Raw genomic sequence first — 21,570 nt, forward strand, 5'->3', positions numbered from 1 at the left:
GTCGTCGCGGGTCGGGTCAGGGGAAGGGGTGCGGGTGCAGGGGCAGTTCGCCGTGGTGCGCCGGCCGGCCGGTGCGGCCCAGGCGGTGGGGCACTTCCAGCAGTCGGGGCAGGCCGAGGGTGCGCCGGTTGACGTGCCCGAAGGTCATCGGGAGTGCGCCGGGGACGATGACCTTCACGCAGTGCAGGCCGAACTGCTCGCGCAGCCCGGGCTCGGTCTGGTCGACGGCGATCACCTCCAGTCCGGCCCGGGCGAGGCGGCCGACGCTCCGCGTCAGGAGGTCGGACAGGTCGGGCACCGGCTGGGGGGCGCCGGGCCAGGCCTCGTCGACCGTGGCGGTCGGGGTGTCGGTGAAGAGGAACTCCAGGCGGGGGGCGGCCTCGGGCAGGGTGCTCAGTCCGACGTGGTCGTCCAGGGCGAGGACGAGTTCGGGGTGCTCCAGCATGGGCCGCAGCCGCTGCGGGTCGCGCGGCCCCTTGTCAGCGGAGGAACGGTGCGGTGCCTCCAGCACGTTGGTGACCACCTCGGCGACGGCGGAGCGGATGGCGGCGCGCGGATCGTGGTGGGCGCCGGCCGCGAGGAACATGCGCGGCGCATCGGGGTGGCCGCCCTCGTAGCGGCAGACCGCCAGGACGGCCGGGACGGCGAAGTCGTTGGTGGCGTCCAGGAGCAGGAGCCGGTAGCCCGCGGCCGCCGCCCGATCGGCGAGCAGCAGGGTGTCGGTGTCGTCGGCCGGCGGGTGGATGCGGTGCAGCGGGGTGGTGGCGTACCAGGCCATGAGGAAGGCGTCGCGTTCTGCGACCTCGAACAGCCCGTACAGGGCGGCCTCTTCGGGACTGTTGCCGAGGCCGCAGCCGTTGGAGGACTCGTAGACGACGCGCGGCCGGTCCGGTCCCGGTACGTCCCAGTAGGCGACGTGTTCGGGGACGGCGATCGGCCTTTGGTGGGTGAGGGACCAGCCGTGTACCCAGTGGAGTGGTAGGTCGGGGGTGTAGGGGACGGTGGGTGAGGCGGGGTGGCCGTGGTGGGTGGGGTCGGGCAGGCCGAGCCGTGCGGGGTCCAGTGCGCGGCCCGGGCCCAGTTCGGCGAAGGAGGCCAGGAGGTCGGTGCGGCGGCCGGTGGGGCGCATGCCCGCGTACCGTTCGACGGCTTCGAAGAGGGCGATGCGTTCGCTGTCGGGGAAGGAGCGGGCCCGGCCGTGGCCGCCGTCGTCGACAGACCTGCCGTCGGTGACGAGAGCGCTGGTGAGGCTGGACGCCGAGTCCTCGGAGCGGCGCAGTAGTCGCACGGGGCCGAACCGCTCGTCGTGCAGGGCGGCTCGTAGTGCGGCGCCGGTCGTACGGGGGTTGGGGCCGCGCAGGACGGCCGGGTCGGGCATCGGGCGGGGTTCGCAGGGCAGTGGGCGGAGTGGTGTTTGCGTGTCGGAGGGCAGGGGGCGGCATACGTGGCAGCCCCCGATGGGGCGGACGTGGTGGGTGGTCCAAGTGCCGCGGCCCTGGTGGACGATGTGGACCACGGCCGTATCCGCATCCGGGCCGGAATCCGGGGCGAGGTCGGGGTCGGGGTCGGGGTCGGGGTGGTCGAGGAGGTCCTGGACGAGGGCCAGGGTGGCCGGGGTCAGGGCCGGTGAGGGTACTCCGGCCAGGGTCAGCTTCGGGGTCTGCCACGGCACCCGGCCGCCCGCGGTCGTCAGGCGCTGGTACTCGGTGCAGACGAGACAGGCGGCGGCGCCCGGCCGGAGTACCGGTCCGATCACCGCCAGCGGCCCGTCGTAGCGCACCGGGACCAGGGCGACGGGCCGGTACAGGGCGTGGCGGCTCAGTTCCTCGGCGAGGCCGAGGGTCCAGTGGGTCAGTAGGACCGCGGCCCGACCGGTGGTGGCCGCCAGGGCGGCGGCTGCGTCCAGCACGGGGACGGGGCCCGAACCGGTCGCGGGCACGGGTACGGGTACGGGGGTGGGGCCGGCCGCGGCAACGGTGGGGCTGGTCATCGGGCCTCCTCGGCGGTGCGCAGCACGGTGAAGCCGAAGGAGCGCAGCAGGTCGGCAAGGCCGGATTCCGGTGCGGGGCCGGGTGCGGGAGGTGTGCTCGCGGGGCCGGCTTCGAACAGCTGGTGGAGGGTGGTGCGGAAGGCTTCTTCGCGTCGGGCCAGGTCGGCGAGCCAGCCCCCGGTCCAGCCGAGGTCTTCCCAGGCGGCGGTGGTCACACCGGCTGCTGCCAGCGGGGCGGCCGCGGCCCCGGAGGGTGGTGGCGGGCTAGCGGGCGTCCCTGTCCTGGCGGTGCAGGTGGTGGTGACGGCGGCCAGCGCGGCGAAGGCAGCGGCGTCACCGGGAGTCGCTTCGACGGCCTCGCCGAGCAACTGGCCCGGCCCCCGCCCGGGCCCGGGCGGGGTGCGGCGGACCACGGCCCGGTACGCGTGCGCGTGGGGGGCAGCTCGGTGCACCTCCAGTCGTGCGGGGACGGCGAGCCGGCCGGTCAGGGTCGTCCACCAGTGGCACAGCTGCGGGTGGCCGGACCAGCGGGCTGCATCGACCGGGGGGCAGTCGTGCGGGGCGGCGGCGAGGCGGCGTGCGGCGGCGTGGCGCAGGGCGCGGCCGTGGGCGTGCCCCGGGTCGGCGCCGACGGTGAAGGTGGCGTCCTCGAGGAGCAGTTCGGCGGCACGGCAGAACAGTTCCAGCCGGGCCAGGTCGAGGCGGGGTCCGCCGCCGGTCAGGGTGCGGGGGGTCGTGGAGTGCCCGGTGGCGGGGCCGGGCAGGGTGCAGGTGGCGAGCGGGACCGGAAGCTGGGGCAGGTCCTGCGGCTCGGGTGCGGGCAGGGGGCCGCAGCGGCGGTCCCCGAGGGCAGCGACCCGCCGCAGTGCCTCGGCGAGCTGCACCGGGGGCGCGAGGCGGACGCGGCGGTCGGCGTCGATCCGTTCGGGGCCGAGCCAGCTGTGGTGGTCGGAACGCGCGGGGCGGGCGTCGGCGAGGAGGACGGCGGGGATGCCGGGGAGCAGCCGTGGGTCGTCGGCTTCGGTGGCCGGGTCGGGCAGTGCGGCGGCCGCGCACAGCAGCCGGTGCGCGGCGGCGCCGGCCAGCAGTGCGGGGAACGCGCCCGGGGTCGCGTGGGGTTGCGGGGCGGTGGCGCCGTCGGTGAGCCGGGCCTCAAGGGCTGCCGCGTCGGCGCGTGCCTGGGCGGCGCTGCCGGGAGCGGTCACGTATCCGGTGGCGCCGCCCCGCCCGGCCACGACCGCCCGATCTGGGCCTGCGCCGCCGCGGAGGGTCAGTAGGACGCGGTCGTGGGGCAGGTCCGGGTCGGGGGTGAGGGTGACGGGCACCCCGCCGGCCGTCAGCGCCCGTACGGCGGCGGTGGCGGTCGGGGAGGCCGGGTCGCGGGCCAGGACTTCGGCCCGGGTGGTGGCGAGGAGGGCGGCCGCGTCGGCGGGGTGCGTGGCGGTGGCGTCAATCCACCGTGTGACCGTGGGGTCGGGGTGCCCGGCGGCGGGTGGTGCGGGGATGAGGAGGTCGTGGTCGGCGAGCCGGTCGAGGAGGGTGTCGACGGCGGTGCGGACGGCCGAGCCCGGCTCCAGGCCTTCGCGGAACCCGGCGAGGTGGCCGGAGCGCAGGGGTTCCTCCAGCAGGCCCCACACCACGGGAACGGCGGTGCTGCCTTCGAGCGTGACGCTGCCGCGCCGTCCCCGCAGGTGCAGGCCGGCGCGCAGGGGTGTGGCGGCGGTGCCGGGACGCAACCGGCCGCTGCCGTTCGCGCGGGTCCCGCCGGTGTCGTGGGTGTCGTGGGTCTCGTGGGTCTCATGGGTGTCGTGGGTCTCATGGGCGGTGTGTTCGCCGGTCATGTCCGTGCCTCCAACGCGTCGATAACGGTGCCGATCTCGGTGCGCCAGTCGCAGCCGGTCAGGGCCGGCACGGCGCGGACGACGAGGTGCGCGGCGAGGTAGCGCTCCAGCGGGCGGACGTCGCAGACGGTCAACAGCCGGTACAGGGCGTTGGTGCAGGCCCGGTGGATGAGGTAGTCGGGACGGCTCCACATCGTGCCCTGCGGGTCGGCGCGGCGCAGTAGCTGGTGGAACTCGCTGTAGCGGGTGCGGATGTCTTGGTTCCAGCGTTCGTACGCGGCGCCGTCGCCGGTTGCGGCCGCTCGGGTCCGGTAGGCGAGGGGGTCTCCGTGGAGGTCGGCGCCGGCGGCATGGCGTCGGCTCGTGAGCTGCCAGGCGTTGCGGGAGAAGCCGGCCCAGGCCTGTTCCCAGTCGTCCGTGTGCCCGTCGGCGATGCGTGCGACGAGGGCGGTGACGGTGTCCCCGGCGCGCTCTGCGTGTCGTTCGAAGGTGGCGCGGAGCTTTCCGTCGGGGTCGTCGTGGAGGAGGAAGTCCTCCAGATGGGAAACGTAGGACCAGTGTCCGCCCGTCAGGCCGCCGGGGTGGGCGCAGGCGTGGGCGGCCAGGGCGGTCACCGCGAGGCGGAGCCGGGCGCGGTCGGTGTCGCCGTGCCGGCCGAGGAAGGCGGCACCGGCCCGCAGGGCGTCCAGGCCGTGGCGTAGGAGGTCTTCACGCAGGGCGGTTCCGTCCGCTTTGAGGAGAGTGCGTACGGGGGACCGGTCGACGGGTTCGATCCGGGTCGTGTTGTCGGGGTGGATCGGCCCGTAGGGCGGGGGGAGGAGTTCGGCGCGCCCGGTCTCGGTGGCTTGTTCCAGGAGTTGGGCTTGGGTGAGGTCGCTGTGTGAGGGGTGTGCGCGCAGCCAGGTGCGGATGTGTGCGGCCGCGGCCGCGGCGGTGTCCGCCACGGCGGCGGGGTCGGTGCCCTGGAGCCGCAATCGCAGGTGCGGGCCGTGTAGCCAGTGCCGCTCCACGTGCGCGGTGGTGCCGTCGGTGGTGGCGGTGGCGGCGAGCGGGAGCATGACTTCGCGCAGCAGCGGGGCCTTGACCGGGTGGTGGTAGTAGGCGACGACGTCCAGCGCATTGTGGTCGCGGAGGTCTTGTCCTGGGGTTTGAGGGTCGGGGGGCGGCATGTCCGGTGCGCTCCTGTCGTGTTGCTGCGGGCTGGGCGGGCGGGTCATCGTGGGCGTCCGACCCGGTAGACCTCCAGGGCGAGTTCGACGGCCCGGGCGGGGGTGGCCAGGCCGCCGGGGGCGGGCAGGGCCTCTTCCAGGACGACGCCGTCGGTGTGTCGGGACAGCCATTTGGCCAGGCAGCGCAGGTGCAGGGCGTTGCCGAGGTCTGCGAGGTGCGGTTTGGGTCGGGCCAGGTGGCTGAGGAAGTCCTCGGTGGCCCGGCCCGTGGAGGCGCCGGCCACCGGGTGGAGGAAGACCTGTTCGGGCAGGCCGAGGAGGGCGCGCCAGTGGGCCGTGGCGGCTGTGGGGACCCGGTGGGGGTTGGTGTCGGCGGCGAGGTCGGCGCGCAACTGGGCCACCACGGCGGGCGGTAGCAGCCAGCGGCGGCGCTGGAGGACCACGTGGCGGTGGCGGAGCCGGGAGCTGACGGTGACCTGGCCGCCGGGTGCGTCCAGGGTTCGGCGGGGGGCGAGGGGCCGGAAGTCGACGACGCCGCCGGGGTGGTCGGCGAGGTGGGGTGCGATGCGGGCGGGTAGCAGCACGGGGGCGAGGAAGCCGGGGTAGAGCACGTCGAGGGGTTCACCGGTGGTCTTCAGGTGGATGCGAACCTGGTCGGTGGCTTCGTCGTGGACGAGTTCGAGGTCGGCTTCGGCGATGGGGGTGCGGTCGCGGTCGGGGCCGATCTCGTCCGGGACGAGGAGGGGGTGGAGGTTGGCGTTGAACCCGCTGACGGGGCGGATCTGGGCGGGGCGGGCACCGGGGCCGAGGCCGCGGCGGATCTGCCGGGACACCTCGGCGGTGGCGCGGGGGTCGAGGAAGTCCAGGAAGCGGCTGGTGAACCGGCCCCATCCGCCGTAGACGTGGTTGACCGCCAGCAGGGCGGTGGCGGGGTCGCGCTGGAGGAAGTAGGTGTAGCTGAGGGGGCGTTCGAGGGTCGGGGCGGGGAGCCGCTCCCCGAGGGTCTTGAGGGTGTCCGCGGGGAGTACTGCCTCGTCGGCGGGAGCGCAGGTGTGGCGATATCGGGGGCCGTCGTGGTCCCGCAGGGCGGTGGTGATCTCCGCGCGCAGTCGGGCCAGCGGTTCGGTCCCGGTGGGGAAGGCGTCACGGTCGGCGGGGTCGAGCCGGGCGATCCGTCCGGCGGTCTCCCAGGCGGCGGTGACGTCGGCGCCGAACTCCCAGGGGTGGGCGCAGCGTCCGCCGGGGCCGTAGCGCTCGACGAAGCGGTCCCGCAGGGCGCGGCGGACGAGGTGGCCGAGGTCGAAGAGCTCGGCGAGGGCGGTGACCTCGGCGAGGGCCTCGTGGTCGGCGGCGTCGAGGAAGCCGTCGAGCGTCAGCGGGCGTGCGGCGATCACGTCTTCGGACAGGACGGTCAGCGGGGCGGAGCCGGTGGGGACGGGGCGGCCGGCGGCGGCCAGCTCGGCGGTCCAACGCTGGGTGAGGTCGGTGAGCAGGCCGGGGCGGTCGGCTGCCGGGGCGGCGGCGAACCGGGCGGTCAGCGAGCCCAGTTCGGCGATCCGGTCGGCGCGGTGCGCGTCCTCGGGGTGGTCGGGTGCGAAGGTGCGTACCCAGGCGTCGAGGCGTTGGAGGGGGGCGCGGTCTTGTGGGGCGAGGGGGTGCTGCGGGACCAGCAGGTCGGCGTGGGTGAGCCGGTCGAGGAAGGCGGCGACCGCGGCCCGGCCGTCGCCGCTGTCGTCCGGGCCGGACAGGCCGGGTGGGCCGGGCGGTCCGTCCGGGCCGGACGGGCAGAGCGCCGCGGCCAGGTGTTGCGTCAGGTCCGCGAGCGGTACGGGGTTCTCGGCGAGGTGGGTGAGCAGGCGCAGCGGATTGCTGGAGGCCACCTCGGCCTCGTCCTCGCCGGGCACGAGGTAGCGGCCGCCGGCGAAGGATGGCCGGTCGCGGGTGTACGCGGTGCGTGCGTCGGCGATTCGTGCGGTGCTGGTGATGCGATGGGGAAGGGTGGTGCGTCGGTGCGGTGCGTCGAGGAGGGCGAGTGTCAGCGCGGTGGTGAGGGTGCGGTTGGTCCGTACGACGGATCGCAGGGGGCCGTCGAGGACGGGCGCGGTACCCCAGGAGGCCACCGGGTGGGTGGGGCCGTCGGCAGGGCGGCCGGCCAGTGGGCCCCATCCGACCGCTGTGAACCATGACAGCGGGCTGGTTTTGGTGCTGGCCCGCAGGGCGTAGCGCAGCACGGTGGGTTCCTCTTTGCGGGCGCGGCGGTCGGCCGTGCCGGCGGCGGCACGGTTGATGGCGCGCAGCAGGTCGGCGCTGGTCAGGGCGGTGGCCTTGGCGAAGGCGGGCTCGCGACAGAGGGCGGCGAGCGAGGTGCGTTCGGCGTCGAGGGCGGGGCCACAGGTCGCGTCGAGGGCGGCCAGGAGGGTGTCGCGGTCGGCGCGAAGGGCGAGCCAGGTCGCGAGCCGGGGCAGGCGGGCCGGTAGGTCACCGAGGCGGACGAGTAGGGCGGGGCGGGGTTCACGGCGGTTGTGCAGGGCGCGGCGCAGCGGCAGGACGGTGTCGCGGTGGAAGTCCGCGGGGTGGTCGTCGCGGGCGGCGTACAGGTCGTCGCAGAGCGGTGCGGTGGTCAGGGACAGTTCGGTGTCGAGCCGGTGGAGGCGGCTCAGTAGGTCCCGGAAGGCGGCTGCGGCGGGGGGCTGGGCCGGCTGGGCGAGCACGGTGGCGCGGGCCAGCGCGTAGGGCGCGGACCGTACCCGGTAGCCGTCGGTGCCGGGGGTGAAGTGCGGCTGCGACTGCAACTGCGGCATGGGTTCCCGTCCTGTGGGTGGGGGCGGCGCGCGGCTTCCCGCCGCGCGCAGGGGCGCGGCGGGAAGCGTCTGGCGAGCGGTCATGCGGTGGCGCCGTGGTGCGGTGGTGCCGTGGTGCAATGGCGCCGTGCTGCGGTGGTGCGGTGGTGTTCCCCGGTTACAGGGGGAGTTCGGGCAGCTGCGGGTGGGCGCAGGAGGACGAGCCGCAGGAACAGGAGCTGCCGCCGTTGGACGCGCCTCCCTCGGGCAGCGCGACCGTGTCCCGCATGGAGGTCACGGTGAGTTCACCGAGGTCGAGGTCGTCGAGGTCGAAACCGGCGGACTGCGTGGCGTCGTTCATGGGATACCTCTCGTGTAGGGGGTCAGACCTCGAGGGCGGTGACGTCCTGCGGCTGGGCGCAGGACGAGGACCCTTGGCAGGAGCATGAGCCCCAGGACGCCCCGCCCTCGGGCAGCGCGGCGGTGTCCCGCATCGAGGTGACGGTGAGGTCGCCGAGGTCGAGCTCCAGGTCGTGGAGTTCGGCCTCGGGAGCGCGTGCGGTGTCGGACATACGTGTCTCCCGGAATGTGGAAGCGGAAAGCCGAAAGTGCACTGGATGTCGGTCGGCCGGACCGTTCGGCGAGTATTGCGATGCCGTCGGGTCGGCATCAAGTGCCCGAGGGTTACGCGCGCTACCTGTCCAAGTCCGGTTCTGATCGGTGGTGTCGTCGTCGGCCGAAACCAGCCGCGAGGGATTCCATCCGCTTTCCCGGCGGGGCGCGGAATGCCCGGCGTGCGGGCCGTCCGCGCCAGATGCCGTGCACCGGTGCCGCCCGGCGGGTTCCGGCAGGGCGGAAAGCAGTGCTCCGCAGCCGGGACCCGCCCCGGTGGACGCGGCCGCACAAGGGCGATTCACGCCGCACCGGAATCCTCTCCCCCTCTTTCGCCCGCGGGTGTCTTCCCGTCACACGACAGCAGGGCTGGCGGCTACTTCTCGCCATTTTGGGAATGCCCTCGATCGGATTCATTCGTCATACATTCATTGCGTGTCAGCATGTGGCGGATGAGATGAACCGTCCGATTCGGACACCGACATGACGGAGTATTTTCTTGACCAGTTACCTCAAACGTGGTTTCCGCCCGCGGATGCTCCTGGCGCTGATCGCGGCCCTGTGTGCCCTCACCGCTACTACCGCGCTCGGTGCGGCTCCGGCAGCAGCAGCCGATCAGCGTCACCCGATCTACGCCATAGCGCACCGCGTCGACACCCTGGGCGGTGTGGACGCCGCGCTCCAGCACGGCGCGAACAGCATCGAGATAGACGTGTGCGCCTGGTGGAACCCGAACGAATGGCGGGCCTATCACGACTGCTCCTCCGCCGGTGACAACCGGCTGGGGCCCAGCTTCGACAGCATGATCGACCGCATTCTCTCGCACGCCGGCGCAGGACGCCGGCTGGCGCTGGTCTGGCTGGACATCAAGGACCCGAACTACTGCGGGGAGCGGGAGAACCGCGGGTGCAGCGTCGCCGGGCTGCGCGACAAGGCGCAGCGGTTGACGGATGCAGGGATCCAGGTGCTCTACGGGTTCTACGAGTACCACGGTGGAAGCACACCGGACGTCGGTGGCAGGGGCTGGAAGAGCCTGGAGGGCAGGCTCGGTGCGTTGGAGGGCATCACGACGACCGGAACTCGCGACCGGGTGCGGGGCGCGTTCGACCGGTCCGGTTCCGGGTTCCCGACCGGTCGTCGAGTGATGGACTACGGCGACAGTGACATCACCAAGGGGTTCGGGAACTGTACGGAGGCGACGTACTACACGTGCGCGGAGCTGAAGAAGGGCGCCGCGGACCGCGATGCCGGGCAGCTCGCGGCCACCTTGTCCTGGACGACCACCTACAACGATCCCTGGTACGTCGACAAGCTCTTGGGCGACGGGCGCGTGGACGGCATCATTGCGGGCTACGGGGCGTTCACCGGAGTGCGGGAGTACGACGACAGTTGGCAGTGCGCCAATTCCATCTCTCTCATCCGTGACTGGGTGAACCGTCACAGCACGACCCATCGCATGGCCGCCCCCGGTGACCGTCTGTTCAGGTAGGGCGCGGGCGCCGTCCAGGAGGGGTGCAGGTGCCGTCCAGGTCGGGCCGGTTCGGGTGTGCCCCTTCCGTTGTGTGCGTGACCTTCTGTGGTCGGGGTCGTTGAACGGGTAGGTCAGCGAAGTACACGAAGGCCCCGGGTCGATGCCGGGGCCTTCGTGGTGTGCGGCTCTTGACGGCCGCGGGGCCTGTGCTCGTGCGGCGTTGATGTGGGGCGGGCTGCCGGTGTCCGGCGGCAGGAGTGGTGGCGCGGGGCGCGCGAGGTGTGTCAGCTGTGTCAGGTGCGGCTGTGTGGGGCGATCGCGAGCATCGCGACGTCGTCGTGGAGGTTGCGGGTGTGGCGGGGGAGGTCGGTGTTGAGGAAGTCGACGACGTCGGCGGGTCCGGGTGCCGGGCGGCCTTCGAAGCGGTGGCGCAGCCGTTCCACGAGGGGGTAGAAGGCGCCGCCGGTGTCGCGGGCCTCCACCAGGCCGTCCGTGACCAGCAATAGTACGTCGCCCCGGGTGAACCGGTGGCTGCACGGCACCGGTCTGTCCGTCTGGGCCAATTGGCCCAGACCGAGGGGTAGGGCTGGCGGACCATCCAGTGTGCGCACCTCGCCGCGGGAGATCAACACCGGTTCCACGTGCCCGTGGTTGGTGACCGTCACCCGGTGGGCCAGGCTGTCGTACTCGATGAGCACGGCGGTCGCGAACAGTTCGGCGTCCCGGATTTCCTCGGCCTCGCGGACCAGGCCCCGTTCCAGGCGGGCGGCGACGGCCGGCAGGTCGTGTGCCTCGCACGCGGCTTCGCGGAAGCTGCCCAGGATCGCTGCGACCGTGCGGACCGCCGGGAGCCCTTTGCCGCGGACGTCGCCGATGATGGCGCGCTCCCCCGCCCGGGTGGCGCGGATGTCGAAGAGGTCGCCGCCCACCATGGTCCCGACTTCGCTCGGCCGGTACAGGCAGGCTGCGAGTACGTTCCCAACCTGGTGCGGCACCGGTCGTAGAAGGGCCCGCATCAGGGCCTCGGCGACGGAGTTGGCGTCGACGAGGTGGCGTTCTTGGCTGCGGCGGTGCGCGGCGAGTGCGGTCGCGAGGATGCCGACGACGGCGGTGGCGATGTCGGCGGTGACGTGGTGGGTCTCGCCGAGATGGTGGGAGATTGCGGTGAGGCAGCCTTCCAGGAGGATCGCGAGGACGGTGAACGCGGCCACGGCGAGGGGGCCGAAGGCGTATGCGGCGATGGCGGGCAGGGCGATGAGGAAGAAGCTGACCGCCCACTCCTGCTGCTGGGCGGCTTCCAGGAGGAGGACGAAGGCGATGTAGACGAAGGGCAGCCACCGCGTCCATGCCGGCGGCGGGACCGGCCGGAAGCCGTCGTCGGCGGCAGCCGTGAGGGGCGCGTCCGGGCGGGCGCCTCTCACCGCCCGTCTCCGGGGGTGGTACGGAGTGCCGCGCACCCACGGGACCTGTGCACACGGGCCTCCTGACATGAGCGTGATCGACTGTCACAGCGTGAGGAGGAAGTCGGGTCGAACCGTCGATTACGCCGAACGCGGCATGTTGCCTGTCTCACCTTCTGGGTGGACTCGAACGGGCAAACCGGTCGTTCGTAGGATCGGCGGAGCCCAGGGGCTCCGAGTACGGGGCGTTGCTCGATCGCTGCGCAAGACAACCTCGGCGAGATCGTCTGTGGGACGGATGTGACGACGAGCTAGCGGAGGGCAACCGTTCCCGAGAGCTGCGCCTGACTGGACATCGACAAGAGGCACCACCACACGGTGGTGCTGAACGCCGGCAGTAGACGGCTGCTGTCCCGCCGCATCCTGAAGACCGACGCCCGCGACGCCATCGCCATCGCCATCGCCATCGCCATCGCCATCGCCATCGCCGACCAGGCTCGCATCCGCCGAGACGTCAGCAGGCCCGGCTCCCGGAGCTGCACCGGCCCTGGAACGGGCGGCCCCATCCGAGGTGACGCCGTTCGTCCCCTCGGATGGGAGCGCTGTGGGACTACTCGCCGCGCAGCGCGGCCAGGCGTTGCTCGAAGGACACCGTCGTGAATCCGTGGGTCGGGTCCACCGAGGTGATCGCCCCGGTCGATGAACGGGGCGCGATCGCAGCAGCGGTATCGACGTCGAGGGCCGCGTCCGGAACGGTGTCGAGGACCGTGCCGCGAATGGTGTTGGGGGTGGTGGGGCGCATGGAGCGGGCCAGTTCCGTGCCCGCGCGGGTGATCCGCCGCGCCAGGCCCGCTTCTCCCCAGTCCTGCGAGGCCGCGTACACGGCGGTGGGCAGGACCAGTGCGCGCAGGTGGGTGAAGAGCGGGCGCATGGCGTGCTCGGTGACCAGGCTGTGTCGGGCGGTGCCGCCTGTCGCACCGAGGAGGACGGGGGTGCCGGTGAGGGCGTCCTTGTCGATGAGGTCGAAGAACGACTTGAACAGGCCGCTGTAGGAGGCTGCGAAGACCGGCGTGACGGCGATCAGGCCGTCCGCGCCCGCCACCGCGTCGAGTGCGGCGGCCAGTGGGGCGGGCGGGAAGCCGGTGACGAGGTGTTGGGCGATCTGGGTCGCCAGTTCCCGCACTTCGATGACCTCGGGTTCGGCGTCCAGGTGGCCGAGGGTCTCGGCCGTGAGCCGGTCGGCGAGCAGGCGCGTGGAGGAGGGTGAGCTCAGTCCTGCCGATACGACGACGAGTTTCATGCCTGCGTCTCCTGCTGGGGGGCCTGTCGGGCGGCCGCCACACGGTCGGGGTGAGTCGGGGCGTCCGGTACGCCGGCCGGGCGCAGGTTCGCGAACTCCTTGCGCAGGACGGGTACGACCTCTTCGCCAAGGAGGTCGAGCTGTTCCAAGACGGTCTTCAGGGGCAGGCCCGCGTGGTCCATCAGGAACAGTTGGCGCTGGTAGTCGCCGGCGTAGTCACGGAAGGACAGGGTGCGTTCGATGACCTGCTGGGGCGAGCCGACGGTCAGAGGTGTCTGGGAGGTGAACTCTTCCAGGGAGGGGCCGTGACCGTACACGGGCGCGTTGTCGAAGTAGGGGCGGAACTCGCTTACTGCTTCCTGGGAGTTCTTGCGCATGAACACCTGGCCGCCGAGTCCGACGATGGCCTGCTCGGGGGTGCCGTGTCCGTAGTGGGCGTAGCGCTCCCGGTACAGGTTGATCATCTGCTCGGTGTGGGAAGCGGGCCAGAAGATGTTGTTGTGGAAGAAGCCGTCGCCGTAGTAGGCGGCTTGTTCGGCTATCTCCGGGGAGCGGATGGAGCCGTGCCAGACGAAGGGCGCGACGCCGTCGAGGGGGCGCGGAGTGGAGGTGAAGGACTGGAGTGGGGTGCGGAATTTACCCTTCCAGGTGACGGTGTCCTCGTCCCACAGGCGGCGCAGCAGGGCGTAGTTCTCGATGGCGAGGTCGATGCCGTCGCGGATGTCCTTGCCGAACCAGGGGTAGACCGGTCCGGTGTTACCGCGGCCCATCATGAGGTCGACGCGACCGTCCGCGACGTGCTGGAGCATCGCGAAGTCCTCGGCGATCTTCACCGGGTCGTTGGTGGTGATCAGCGTCGTCGAGGTGGACAGGATCAGGTTCTCGGTGCGTGCGGCGATGTAGCCGAGCATCGTGGTCGGCGAGGAGGGGACGAACGGCGGGTTGTGGTGCTCTCCGGTGGCGAAGACGTCGAGGCCGACTTCTTCGGCCTTCTGCGCGATGGCGAGCATCGCCTTGATGCGCTCGTGCTCGCCCGGCACGCGTCCGGTCGTCGGGTCGGCCGTAACGTCACCGACGGTGAAGATCCCGAACTGCATGACTTCCCATCCCCTTCCAAGATTGTTTACTGTTCAACTATACCAGGAACGGGGGGTGCGTCCGGGATATTCCCGGGCAGCACGAAGCCGCCCCCGCCGCGCCCGGCGGTACGAGCCGGGCATGGCGGGGGCGGAGTCGGAGAGTCAGGGCCAGGAGCCCCGGGGCCCGAAGGCCCCGGAGCCGGGGCCTCGGGCCTGGGGCCTGGGGGCCGGAGCCTGGGGTCGGTGCCTGGAGTGTCAGCCCTGGCAAATTCCGCGGGCGTAGTCGTACGTCGCGGTGGCCTGGGAGTAGCGCCACTGCGGATCCAGCAGGTCGCTCTTGATCTGTCCGGCCGCGGCCGGGCTCTCGACGACGTACCCGAAGTCCTGGAGCCAGGACGGGTACAGGTTCTTGGAGCCGATGTAGAACGCCGATCCGTCGACCGAGACCAGCTTGTGGTGCTGGGCGTAGGGCTTTCCGTCCGCCCAGGTCGGCCGGTCGGACGCACGGAACGTGGCCAACTGGAGGTTCTCGCACATCGCCGTCCGCGCCCGGCCGCCGTCGCCGGTCAGGGCCGCCACGCGGCCGCGCAGGGCGTCGCTCACCTCGGAGAGCGACTTGATCTGCGAGTAGCCGCCGCTGCCGATCGTGCCGCGGTTGGCCGGGTCGCTGACGACGATGCGGACCTTCACGCCGGAGACGAGCTTGGCGGCGAGGGCGTCGTAGAGGCGCACGTCGTAGCGGGGCAACGGCGGGCAGGTGGCGTGCACGTCCTGTTGGGAGATCTCGATGTGCGAGGTCGCACTGGAGACCAGGGCGCGCAGGGCGCTCTCCTCCGGATTGACGGTGTCGTAGTCGCGGTCGGCGTTGGTGTTGTCGTGGACCCCGATCCCGCACTTGGTGTCGCCGGCCGTGGGCAGGACCGGACGGAAGGAGGAGGTCGGGTCGCTCTGGCGAATGCCCACGCCGAGGCCACCGACGGCGAGCGCGGGCACGTCCCCGCCGCCCGCCGGGGCAGCGGGCCTGGGCAGGGAGGGCATGCAGTCCGCGCCGGGCGAGGCGGCGAACCAAACCGAGGCCCAGTTGCTCTTGTTGCGGCAGGTCCAGTCCCACAGGGAGTCCAGATAGCGGCCCGCGGAGCCCGCGGCGGGCCCGGTCAGCGCGAGGTCGACGTCGGCAACCGGGTGCGAGGTCTCCAGGTAGTCGTCCTTCCAGCTGTTGATACCACCGGTGATCACCGAGGTACCGTCCACGACGACCAACTTGGAGTGGTTCCAGGAGAACGCGGTCTTGGAAGTGGTCATCGAGGCCACGTTGAGGGTAATGGCGCCCGCGGCCGCCGGGCCCAGCTTCGCGAGGAGCTCGTCGCGGTAGGACGAAGGGATCACCGTGGAGTGGTAGATCGGCGCGGCGCCCACCATGACGCGCACCTTCAGCCGGTTGCCCTTTTGAGCGGCTTCCTTCAGGCCCGCGACGATCGCCTCCTGGTAGCCGCCGTTGGGGAAGGGCGCCAGCGTCGATATGTCCACCGTTTCCCGGGCACCGGCGATGTCCTGGCGCATTTTCTCCAGGAGGCGGCGCGATCCGGGTCGCTCCGCGCACGTGGCGTCACCCCAGCAGCCGGGGGTCTGGAGCAGCCAGTCAGCGCCGCCGGGGACGGAGGAGCCGAGCTGATTGCCGGCAGTGCGCTCCCACACCGAGCCCTCCAGGCCCGGCGAGACCTGACGCAGGGTCTGCTCGACCGAGTCCAGGTGCGGCGTGGGGGCGCCCGCGGCAGACGCGGGGGCTGCGGCGCCGAGGAGGGAGAGGCTGAGTGCGAGTGCCGTGACGGGGACGAGGGCCGTCGTACGGACGGTACGTGCCAATGTGGTTCCTTGACTGAGGAGGGGGGTGGCTCCGGCCGGGAGCGTGGTCGACCGCACCCCGACCTTGATCAACTCGCGTAAGTTACCAGCATGTAGCCCCTCATTCCCCCACCCCAGGCGAGTTCCGGCCACACGCGACCCAAAGCACCCACCACGCGGAGCGGAGGGCGGCGGGTGGCGGGTGGCGGGTGGCGGGTGGCGGGTGGCGGCCTGAGCCGCCTGGTCCGACCGTGCCGGTCGGGCGCCGGTCGCGGAGGCCCGCCGATGTCGGCAGCGGCCGCATCGGCGGGAAGACGGAAAGAGATGGAAGACGAGGGTGCCCTGCTGCACCGGCGCCGGTGACGTTCCGGGCGGCCCCGGTGTTGATCCGGGCATGTGACGAGACCCTGGATCTACTGGACGCCGTTCCATGACGGAGCCGCGGCTGAAGCTCATCAGCACGGACGAGGGGCGGGCCCTGGTGGTGTTCCTCGGGCTGCACGACGAGGACGGACAGCGTTGAGGATGTCCTCGGGCCGGCGGCCGACCTGAGGTTCCGGTTCGGTTCGCGGCGCCCCGCATCGACCACCGAAAGCCCACCCAGCCGGCCCCGACGATGCCGACGCGAGCTCCGTGCAGTTGCACATCGCGGGGCCAGTGGTCCTGAGCCGGCGAATGCCAGCGGTCTGCCTGGGCCTCGCTGAGCCCTGAGACGCCCTGGCCCACCTCACTGCGCGTTTCAGAGGAGCAGCTGTCCTGCGGAATCCGCCGGCGCCACTCGACCCGGTGGAGATGGCAGCAGGCGTCGACTTCACGGTTCCCGCGTATTGGCACCTGATCAACCGCCCGCGCCCGCGCCCGTCACCTGCTCCGCAAGCGACCGGTAGGCGCTCCAGCGCGATGGAACATCCCGAACACAGGGCCGGCCGAAGCCGGCCAGTGCAGCGCATTGCCGCCAATCCCCGGCGATCTGGTCACAGCGGCGCTGACCTCCCGCTACACAAGGACAGGGGCTGTCGTCCACTGCCCCGTACTGCTTCGGACGAGGGGACTGGGCGCTTGCTCACGATCAACATGGCGGTGCTCCTGGCGTTCATCGTCTTCCTGAGGCTGCGCCGCCGCACCGAGGCCCGGAGCCGGTCCGACGAGAAGATGACCGTGGTCATCGTCCTGGCCTTGGGCATCGTCCTTGCCCCCACCGACGTCGGCCAGGGCATCGCCAGCTTCCTCGGCCAGCTGGTCAGCGGCGCTTCCCAGGCCGGCCAGTGACCGGCAGCCGCCGCCCTACCCGGCGTGCCAGCCGCCGCCCCAGCAGCTCCCGGCGGCGGAAGAACCAGCACCTGGAGCAAGTGGTCCTCGCCGCGCTCGCAGCCACGGTCGTGCTCAGCCTGGCGGCAGCAGCCTTGCGGTGGCTGGCCGCCCACCCCTGGGTCGTGGTCCTCACGTTGCTGGCCGCTTCCGCCGCGGCGGCGGCCTGGTGGCGGCGCCGCAGTGACGCGACACGGTCGGAGCGGGCCAGGGCACAGGGGCTGCGGTACGCGGTCGGCCAGCTGGATCGTCTGCATCATCGGCAGTTCGAGTTCGCGGTGCGCGACCTCATGCAGCGCGACGGCTACCAGGACGCGCAGCAGGTCGGCGGCTGCGGAGACAACGGAGCCGACGTGAAAGCCACGGACCCCTACGGGCGCCGGTGGGTGATCCAGTGCAAGCACCGCAGGGACGGCTGGGCCGGAAAGCCGGTCGGCACGCCCGATCTTCATGTCCTCAACGGGACCGGCCGTCAGGTCCATGGCGGTGATGTGCTGGTCATGCTGACCAACGGCCGGATCACGAGCAACGCGGTCGACTTCGCGAAGTCGCAGCGCCTGCACCTGGTGGACCGCAGGCTCCTCGCCGAATGGGCCGCCGGCTCCCGCCCCCTGTGGGAACTGCTGCGTCAGGTCCCCCCGCCCCGCAAACCGTCCGCGCTGTCCTGAGTCGCACCTCACGCGAGTGAGCCACGGGGCTGAGGCTGGGTCATACGAGGAGTCGGTACGGAGGTCATGACGGATCCGACGGCTCTGGGCGCTCTGCTGCGCCCGACCTCCTGGGTCCGACACCCCTACTTGGCGCTTGGGGCGCTGGTCCGCGTTCAGTGGAAGGTGCTCCCGTACGGCCGTCAACAACCGCAGCTCAGCACCTCCGCGGCTGCCCGCGCTAAAGGGCGGCCACCGAGCGGGGTGTACCGGCCCGACGTCGAACACCACCGACCTCCGAACACCACCCACCAACCACCGAGCAGCACCGGCTACGATCTCGAAACGGGCGGAGCCGTAGCGCAGAGGTCGACGCGCGCGGTCTCCAACATCGCGAGGACACCGGTTCGATTCCGGTCGGCTCCGCCCGCCCCAAAGTCTCCAGCCCGCCCGAATCCTGGAAGCACAGGCCACAGAAACGATCCGCCCGGCGAGTACCGATCCCCCACGGCTCCCCTCCCTGTCAGGATGGGACCGTGACCACATCTCGCGCGTGGACGGACTCGCGGTGCCGCAGCAACGGCTCCTACCTATCCCTCTGGTCGAAAGACTCGGTGCTGTCGATCGGCTCCGTGGGATCGGTACTTTCAATCGGCTCTGTGGGCTCGGTACTGTCCATCGGCTCCGTGGGCTGCGCGCTCTCCGCCGCCTCCATCGGCTCCTCCCTGTCCATGCTCTCCACCGCTTCCTGGCTCAGCACAGGCTCGCTACTATCCGCGCAATCCCGCTGGTCAGTACTGTCCTGGAACTCGCGCAACGGCTTCATGGCGGCCGGCGTCGCCGCCGCGACGACCGCCGGACTCGCCACCGCCGGGCTCGCCCTGCACCTCGGCAAGCGCCGCCGCCGCTAAGAGGCCCTACTGAGGTTGAGTTCCTGGTGTCATAGGGGCTGGCGGCTGGCCATTGGCTGCGGCATCACCGCGACGTGCAGCATCCACAACCCCGGGCTGACCGCCGAACGGCACTAGCTCCGCGAGGGGTTACGGCTTCAGGCTGCGGAACGGTTCGCGCTGGGTGAGGCAAGCGCGTTGATCGCCAAGGAGCTGCGGGTCAGCGTCCGGTCGGTGCAGCGGTGGCTGCAGACATGGAGCGAGGGCAGTCTTCGAGCTCTTCGGTCGCGGATGCCTGCATCCCCCGCTACGAACCCGGCCAACGGTCCCGGGCGAAGATCGGCAGTTCCGCCAGCGTGTCGGGGATCTCCCGCTCCCGCTCATGCGGAAGGACAGCCAGCAGCCTCGGCGTCGCCGCCCGCGGACCCGGCATCGTCGGTACTGATCCGGTCGCACCGGCCCGGGGTGGGCGGCTCGATGCTCTCGGCGCGGCAGCGCGCCAGCAGCTCCAACCGGACCTGCTCGGGCCTGCGTTCCTTGTGCGCGACATGCTCGGCCAGATATGCGGTCAGCGTCTCCGCTTCCGCGGCGCTGCACTCGCGGAAGACGAGGTGCTCCCGGATCTGAGCGCGGTGTACTCGAACGTGCGGACCGTCCACTCGTAGAAACCGAGCTCCGAGGCAGGAACCTGCACCTGCCGGGCAACGAACTCCACCGCCTGTCGCGGCAGTACGGCCGGTTCGGGTGAACCGGCCGTCGCCCCGCGTTTGCCGGACACGAGTGCCTGCTCGTCCTTCAGTAGCGTCCAGTGCTCGACGAGCTCATCCGGATCCCACGGAGTACGGGCCACGGTCGTCGGTCGTCCGCCCGGGACTTCACACACCGCAGCCGTAGCGCCCCGGACTCACCCACCCGGGTGGCGCCCCGCGAGATCACCGCCGTTTACGGCTGGTGGCACGGTTCTCGCCGACACCCCAAGGACCGGCCCGTCAGGCACTCCCGGAAGCCGCCCGACACACGCCTCACCCACAGGCAGTGGCATCAGGTGGTGGGCGGGGTCCAGTCGGCAGGCAGGCCGGACTGGGCGAGGACGGTGGCCAGGCTGTAGTGATCCTGATCAGAAGCGATCCGGCAGTGATTCTCGTCCAAGACGAGCTCCGTGGTCATCGGCACGGCGAAGGGCTTGGGCGCACCCTTGAGATGACCGGAATACACGGCCCGAACCGTGATGCGGTCGCCATCGAGACGGGTCGTACGGATGGTGACATGGACGTTGTCGATGAGAGCGTCAGCACGAGCCTTCCACCCCGCGATCTCCTTGCGCCCACGGAAAGTGGCACCGACGGCTTCGTCGGAATAGGTGCCATCAACGGTGAACAGGGCACCCAAAGCCTGGGGGTCACTACCGTTCCAAGCGCGGGCCCAAGCAACCGCGACACCCGACATGCGCCGACCATCATCCTGCCCAGCAGCAGAAGCAGCGGGAGCAGCAATAGCGGCGGTGGCAGCGGTGGCGCAGAGGGTAGCGGTGGCGGTCAACACAGTGAGGGTACGCAGCGCGCGGGACGTCATGATGGATGCTCCAAAGAAGGCGGGTCCGGTCGTGTCGGCCGCCGGTGTGAGCGCGGCCTCCATGGAGCACAGACTCACGTCGAGCAGTGTCCACTCACCAGGCCTTACAGAGTGGGTGACTGTCCAACCCTGCCCACGCCTGTCCACCGGAGCCCGGCGACCGGGAGCCGGGGCCGGGCTGGCGTGGCGGTGAGCGGTCCGGCGGGCCGCAGACCCCGGACGCCGGGCCCTGCAATCACTCCTCACCGTCCCCCTCACCCTCATCTTCGTCTTCGTCTTCGGGTTATCTGACGAACCGGAGGTCGAGGGTGCACTGCTCGGGGACGGGGTTTCGCTCCCAGGCCTGACCGATCTGGTCGGCGGTCCAGTCGATGTCGATCCGGCGAAGGGTTTCGGCGTAGGAGGTCGCGGTGGCCACACGCCCCGCCCACGAGGCGTGCCCTTCTTACACACCGGGGCGGGGCAGCGTCATCCCTCCAGCAGGTCCGCAGGTGAGTTGGCCGACCACCAAGATCCCGGTCCGGGATTCAATTTCCACCGGGCGGACCCCCTCCACATCGGCTGATGGTTGCCGAGCGGCGTCCCAGACCCGGATGGCCACCTCAATGCTCACATTGGGCTGCAGGCCGTACAGGTACAGGTGGTAGCTGTTTCCGTCAACGACGTGCTGGCGGGTCAGGTCAACGGCCGCGCTATCGGTGAGATGGGCGTCGGCCGGCTGCGGACGCGGACGCAAGAACGCCCGGCCGGGGAGTCCGGGCCGGGCGTTCTCGTCAGTATGGTTGTCCGCTGGTGGCTTAGTACCAGTGGTTGGCGGACCAGAAGTTCCAGGCGCCGACCGGGCTGCCGTAGCGGTCGTTCATGTAGTCCAGGCCCCACTTGATCTGGGTGGCCGGGTTGGTCTTCCAGTCCGCACCCGCGGAGGCCATCTTCGACGCCGGCAGGGCCTGGGCCAGGCCGTACGCGCCGGAGGAGGGGTTGGTCGCGGTGTGGTTCCAGCCGCTCTCGTGAGAGATGATCTTGTCGAAGGCGGCGAACTGGGCCGGGTCCTTGATCATCTGCTGCGCGATCGCCTTGGCGCTCACCGGGGCCGCCTGGGCGGGAACCGTGGCGAGCATGGAACCGGCGACACCCAGGGCGACGACGGTGCCCGCGAGGGCCTTCTTCGAAAGGGCGATGCGGCGAATGATGGCGTTGGACACGGAGAAAACCTTCCACAGGGAACAAGGGCGGTCGCAAACATGTCGAAGACATGCGTGAGCCACTCACGCGGTGGAGAGGGGTTCGTCGGCGGCGGGTGAAGCACCCGTGCCGCCTGGCGACTCATCCAGTTCTACAGACGCCCCGACCCCCTGGCAACGACCCCTCTTACTAACGACCCTCGCAGCCAACAACCACCAGCCCCCGACAGCACGGCAAACATCCGCGCAGGTGAAAGGCCACTCCTAGGGCCGATACGGGGGCCTGTCAGGGACTACTACCCCGGTTCGTATGTGACGTGGACCCTATGGGGCGGGTCACCCCCGAGACACCCGAATCTCACCGACCGTGATCGCCCGCGCCCCCTCCGAAACAGCCGGCCGGGTACCGAAGCCGCCCGATAACCGAAGGGAGACCCGAGCCTGTGCCCATCTAGGCAAGCCAGGCACGGCCGGCGAGGCAGGTCGGG

Annotated in this window: 18 protein-coding genes, 1 tRNA gene and 1 pseudogene; 6 read left to right on the forward strand and 14 right to left on the reverse strand. The window is 71.4% G+C overall.

The window, feature by feature from the left end; translation table 11 throughout:
• Positions 1 to 16: 16 nt before the first annotated feature.
• The 6 genes from OG207_RS00915 to OG207_RS00940 all read right to left on the reverse strand — a co-directional run bounded on the left by OG207_RS00915 (position 17) and on the right by OG207_RS00940 (position 8,352).
• Positions 17 to 1,990, reverse strand: coding sequence for a TOMM precursor leader peptide-binding protein (locus tag OG207_RS00915; protein ID WP_329094907.1), 1,974 nt, complete (start codon positions 1,988 to 1,990; stop codon positions 17 to 19).
• A complete protein-coding gene (locus OG207_RS00920) occupies positions 1,987 to 3,831 on the reverse strand; it encodes a hypothetical protein (protein WP_329094909.1) in 1,845 nt (614 codons plus the stop codon). Before OG207_RS00920 ends, OG207_RS00915 begins: the two co-directional genes overlap by 4 nt.
• Positions 3,828 to 5,000 carry a lantibiotic dehydratase C-terminal domain-containing protein gene (locus tag OG207_RS00925; protein WP_329094911.1) on the reverse strand — a complete coding sequence of 391 codons (1,173 nt, stop codon included), beginning with the start codon at positions 4,998 to 5,000 and terminating at the stop codon, positions 3,828 to 3,830. Before OG207_RS00925 ends, OG207_RS00920 begins: the two co-directional genes overlap by 4 nt.
• A gap of 44 nt (positions 5,001 to 5,044) precedes the next feature.
• Positions 5,045 to 7,801 (reverse strand): lantibiotic dehydratase, encoded by a 2,757-nt coding sequence (locus OG207_RS00930; RefSeq protein WP_329094913.1) that lies wholly within the window; start codon positions 7,799 to 7,801, stop codon positions 5,045 to 5,047.
• 157 nt (positions 7,802 to 7,958) lie between these two features.
• Entirely contained in the window at positions 7,959 to 8,141 is a 183-nt protein-coding gene (locus tag OG207_RS00935; protein ID WP_030774781.1) for a thiazolylpeptide-type bacteriocin, read from the reverse strand.
• Between the two features lie 22 nt (positions 8,142 to 8,163).
• Positions 8,164 to 8,352: a thiazolylpeptide-type bacteriocin gene (locus OG207_RS00940; RefSeq protein WP_329094917.1), complete on the reverse strand. Its 189-nt coding sequence runs from the start codon at positions 8,350 to 8,352 to the stop codon at positions 8,164 to 8,166.
• A gap of 539 nt (positions 8,353 to 8,891) precedes the next feature.
• Between OG207_RS00940 and OG207_RS00945 the strand changes: the two genes are divergently transcribed.
• Positions 8,892 to 9,881: a phospholipase gene (locus OG207_RS00945; protein WP_329094919.1), complete on the forward strand. Its 990-nt coding sequence runs from the start codon at positions 8,892 to 8,894 to the stop codon at positions 9,879 to 9,881.
• A gap of 275 nt (positions 9,882 to 10,156) precedes the next feature.
• Here OG207_RS00945 and OG207_RS00950 read toward each other — a convergent pair whose 3' ends face one another.
• The 4 genes from OG207_RS00950 to OG207_RS00965 form a co-directional block, all read right to left on the reverse strand.
• A complete protein-coding gene (locus OG207_RS00950) occupies positions 10,157 to 11,284 on the reverse strand; it encodes a PP2C family protein-serine/threonine phosphatase (RefSeq protein ID WP_329094920.1) in 1,128 nt (375 codons plus the stop codon).
• 589 nt (positions 11,285 to 11,873) lie between these two features.
• Positions 11,874 to 12,563 (reverse strand): CE1759 family FMN reductase, encoded by a 690-nt coding sequence (locus OG207_RS00955; protein WP_329094921.1) that lies wholly within the window; start codon positions 12,561 to 12,563, stop codon positions 11,874 to 11,876.
• Entirely contained in the window at positions 12,560 to 13,660 is a 1,101-nt protein-coding gene (locus OG207_RS00960) for an LLM class flavin-dependent oxidoreductase (protein WP_329094923.1), read from the reverse strand. The genes OG207_RS00955 and OG207_RS00960 overlap by 4 nt, the downstream gene beginning before the upstream one ends.
• A gap of 237 nt (positions 13,661 to 13,897) precedes the next feature.
• Complete coding sequence (locus OG207_RS00965) at positions 13,898 to 15,505, reverse strand: phospholipase (protein ID WP_329094925.1); 1,608 nt, start codon at positions 15,503 to 15,505, stop codon at positions 13,898 to 13,900.
• A gap of 1,038 nt (positions 15,506 to 16,543) precedes the next feature.
• On the opposite strand from OG207_RS00965, the gene OG207_RS00970 reads away from it, so the two are divergent.
• The 5 genes and pseudogenes from OG207_RS00970 to OG207_RS43970 all read left to right on the forward strand — a co-directional run.
• Entirely contained in the window at positions 16,544 to 16,753 is a 210-nt protein-coding gene (locus OG207_RS00970; protein WP_329094927.1) for a hypothetical protein, read from the forward strand.
• Positions 16,750 to 17,460: a restriction endonuclease gene (locus OG207_RS00975; RefSeq protein WP_329094928.1), complete on the forward strand. Its 711-nt coding sequence runs from the start codon at positions 16,750 to 16,752 to the stop codon at positions 17,458 to 17,460. The genes OG207_RS00970 and OG207_RS00975 overlap by 4 nt, the downstream gene beginning before the upstream one ends.
• 330 nt (positions 17,461 to 17,790) lie before the next feature.
• A tRNA-Trp gene (locus OG207_RS00980) sits at positions 17,791 to 17,865 on the forward strand.
• Positions 17,866 to 18,098: 233 nt separating this feature from the next.
• Complete coding sequence (locus tag OG207_RS00985; RefSeq protein WP_402697481.1) at positions 18,099 to 18,350, forward strand: hypothetical protein; 252 nt, start codon at positions 18,099 to 18,101, stop codon at positions 18,348 to 18,350.
• Between the two features lie 81 nt (positions 18,351 to 18,431).
• Positions 18,432 to 18,632: pseudogene (locus tag OG207_RS43970) on the forward strand (helix-turn-helix domain-containing protein); the annotation flags it as partial.
• A gap of 77 nt (positions 18,633 to 18,709) precedes the next feature.
• Here OG207_RS43970 and OG207_RS00990 read toward each other — a convergent pair.
• The 4 genes from OG207_RS00990 to OG207_RS01005 form a co-directional block, all read right to left on the reverse strand.
• Positions 18,710 to 18,988 (reverse strand): hypothetical protein, encoded by a 279-nt coding sequence (locus tag OG207_RS00990; protein WP_329094932.1) that lies wholly within the window; start codon positions 18,986 to 18,988, stop codon positions 18,710 to 18,712.
• Positions 18,989 to 19,370: 382 nt separating this feature from the next.
• Entirely contained in the window at positions 19,371 to 19,964 is a 594-nt protein-coding gene (locus OG207_RS00995; protein ID WP_329094934.1) for a nuclear transport factor 2 family protein, read from the reverse strand.
• A gap of 220 nt (positions 19,965 to 20,184) precedes the next feature.
• Positions 20,185 to 20,319, reverse strand: coding sequence for a hypothetical protein (locus OG207_RS01000; protein WP_329094936.1), 135 nt, complete (start codon positions 20,317 to 20,319; stop codon positions 20,185 to 20,187).
• Between the two features lie 379 nt (positions 20,320 to 20,698).
• Positions 20,699 to 21,103 carry a transglycosylase SLT domain-containing protein gene (locus OG207_RS01005; protein ID WP_329094937.1) on the reverse strand — a complete coding sequence of 135 codons (405 nt, stop codon included), beginning with the start codon at positions 21,101 to 21,103 and terminating at the stop codon, positions 20,699 to 20,701.
• Between the last annotated feature and the right edge of the window lie 467 nt (positions 21,104 to 21,570).

The sequence above is a fragment of the Streptomyces sp. NBC_01439 genome (assembly GCF_036227605.1).
In the GTDB taxonomy this organism is placed as follows: domain Bacteria; phylum Actinomycetota; class Actinomycetes; order Streptomycetales; family Streptomycetaceae; genus Streptomyces.

Bases quoted from the DNA above. Each gene is read 5' to 3' on its own strand.
- OG207_RS00915 (WP_329094907.1), bottom strand. From the start codon at position 1,990: ATGACCAGCCCCACCGTTGCCGCGGCCGGCCCCACCCCCGTACCCGTA.
- OG207_RS00920 (WP_329094909.1), bottom strand. From the start codon at position 3,831: ATGACCGGCGAACACACCGCCCATGAGACCCACGACACCCATGAGACC.
- OG207_RS00925 (WP_329094911.1), bottom strand. From the start codon at position 5,000: ATGCCGCCCCCCGACCCTCAAACCCCAGGACAAGACCTCCGCGACCAC.
- OG207_RS00930 (WP_329094913.1), bottom strand. From the start codon at position 7,801: ATGCCGCAGTTGCAGTCGCAGCCGCACTTCACCCCCGGCACCGACGGC.
- OG207_RS00935 (WP_030774781.1), bottom strand. From the start codon at position 8,141: ATGAACGACGCCACGCAGTCCGCCGGTTTCGACCTCGACGACCTCGAC.
- OG207_RS00940 (WP_329094917.1), bottom strand. From the start codon at position 8,352: ATGTCCGACACCGCACGCGCTCCCGAGGCCGAACTCCACGACCTGGAG.
- OG207_RS00955 (WP_329094921.1), bottom strand. From the start codon at position 12,563: ATGAAACTCGTCGTCGTATCGGCAGGACTGAGCTCACCCTCCTCCACG.
- OG207_RS00960 (WP_329094923.1), bottom strand. From the start codon at position 13,660: ATGCAGTTCGGGATCTTCACCGTCGGTGACGTTACGGCCGACCCGACG.
- OG207_RS00995 (WP_329094934.1), bottom strand. From the start codon at position 19,964: ATGGAGGCCGCGCTCACACCGGCGGCCGACACGACCGGACCCGCCTTC.